The sequence below is a fragment of the Bacillus sp. C30 genome, assembly GCF_040838255.1.
GTDB classification, from domain to species: domain Bacteria; phylum Bacillota; class Bacilli; order Bacillales; family Bacillaceae_G; genus Bacillus_A; species Bacillus_A mycoides.
In genome coordinates, this window is record NZ_JBFPJH010000492.1 from 1 (window position 1) to 1,972 (window position 1,972).

Annotated in this window: 2 protein-coding genes; both read left to right on the forward strand. The window is 35.2% G+C overall.

Annotation, left to right across the window (positions count from 1 at the left end):
- Positions 1–39: 39 nt before the first annotated feature.
- Positions 40–759 carry a YebC/PmpR family DNA-binding transcriptional regulator gene (locus AB3X49_RS22110; protein WP_002113875.1) on the forward strand — a complete coding sequence of 240 codons (720 nt, stop codon included), beginning with the start codon at positions 40–42 and terminating at the stop codon, positions 757–759.
- A 150-nt stretch (positions 760–909) separates the two neighbouring features.
- Positions 910–1,371, forward strand: coding sequence for an NUDIX hydrolase (locus AB3X49_RS22115; protein WP_002010362.1), 462 nt, complete (start codon positions 910–912; stop codon positions 1,369–1,371).
- Positions 1,372–1,972: the final 601 nt, after the last annotated feature.

Here is a 1,972-nt window from a genome sequence, read left to right on the forward strand (position 1 = left end):
TTTTTATGTAGATTTAAAATGGGAAAGAGAGTGGAAAGTATGGGCCGTAAATGGAACAATATTAAAGAAAAAAAAGCATCAAAAGATGCAAATACAAGCCGTATATACGCGAAATTTGGACGTGAAATTTATGTGGCAGCAAAACAAGGCGAGCCAGATCCAGAATCAAACCAAACGTTAAGAGTTGTATTAGAACGTGCGAAAACATACAACGTGCCAAGAACAATTATTGACCGTGCGATTGAAAAGGCAAAAGGCGGTTCAGAAGAAAACTATGACGAGCTTCGTTATGAAGGCTTTGGACCAAACGGATCTATGGTAATTGTAGATACACTGACAAATAACGTAAACCGTACTGCAGCAGATGTACGAGCTGCATTTAGCAAAAACAGTGGTAACATGGGTGTAAACGGTTCTGTCGCTTACATGTTTGATGCGACAGCTGTTATCGGTCTTGAAGGTAAAACATCAGATGAAGTTCTTGAAATCTTAATGGAAGCAGATGTAGATGCACGTGACATTCTAGAAGAAGAAGATTCTGTTATCGTTTATGCTGAACCTGATCAGTTCCATTCAGTACAATCTGCACTTAAAGGTGCTGGTGTTGAAGAATTTACAGTTGCAGAATTAACAATGCTTGCACAAAGTGATGTAGAACTTCCTGAAGATGCTCAAGTACAATTTGAAAAAATGGTTGATGCATTAGAAGATTTAGAAGATGTACAGCAAGTTTACCACAACGTAGACTTAGGGGAATAATATAAGACAGAAGACCCTTTCCTTTAACGGATAGGGTCTTTTTTTATGGAGTTAATTAAGGTGGTAAAGTATTAAAGGTATTTTGTAGCTGCTAGGGAATATGGTTATAGGTTTGTATTTTAAATAATCATATTTCTAGGAGGTATTTCTGTGGAGCATAAAACACCAAAGCATATTGTTGCCGTAGCAGGTTATTTAACAAATGAAAAGAATGAGGTGCTTTTAACGAAAGTGCACTGGCGAGCAGATACGTGGGAAATGCCTGGAGGACAGGTAGAAGAAGGGGAAGCGCTCGATCAAGCTGTTTGCAGAGAAATAATGGAGGAAACAGGATTAACTGTGAAGCCTATCGGAGTTACAGGGATTTATTATAATGCTTCTATGCATATTGTAGCTGTTGTTTTTAAAGTAGCATATGTTAGTGGTGAAATAAAAATTCAATCTGAAGAAATACAAGAGGCTAAATTTGTTGCTTTAAACGAAGAGAACATTGATGAGTATATAACGCGTCCTCATATGAAATCAAGGACACTTGATGCGATGAAAGCAATGCATTTTATTCCATACGAAACATGGGAAGTTCAGCCATATAATCTTATAGGAAGGTTGTAAAGAAAAGGTTAGTTATTTGAGGACAGCTCAAATTGCTAACCTTTTCTTTATGTATACTGTTTCAGAAAAAGGTCACAATAATAAAGTGTAGGCTAATAATTGGTGGAGGAAGCAGGACTACCACCTAATTTCCTAGCTTTAGCCAAGTTTTGAGGGAGAATTCTTACTGCACACAAATAGCGAGATAATCCGAAAGCTAGTATTGATTTGCAGAACGTTCGTTCTGTATAATAGTGATATATCGTATATAATTAGATTGCTAGATGTTTAAAAGTATAAATGTATAAACTGATATAATAAAAGAATAAAGTGAAATTAAGGAGAGTCCTACTTCCTATAAATAGTGTGATAAATAAATGTATATTCAACATTTCATATGAATAGTAGATAAAAAGGGACTGTGATACAATACATTTTTACACCTTACAATGTTGTAAGGTAGGTGTAAGAGAAATCGATGGGATATTCTTTTATAACAAGGTATTCTTAAATTAAGAGTTATATGCTGTGTGGAAAAGAGGTGTTCGAGATGAAAGAACGAGTATTATCTAGAGTGAATTATCATCAAAAAGTTGCATTAAATCCATTAACTAAATTTCTT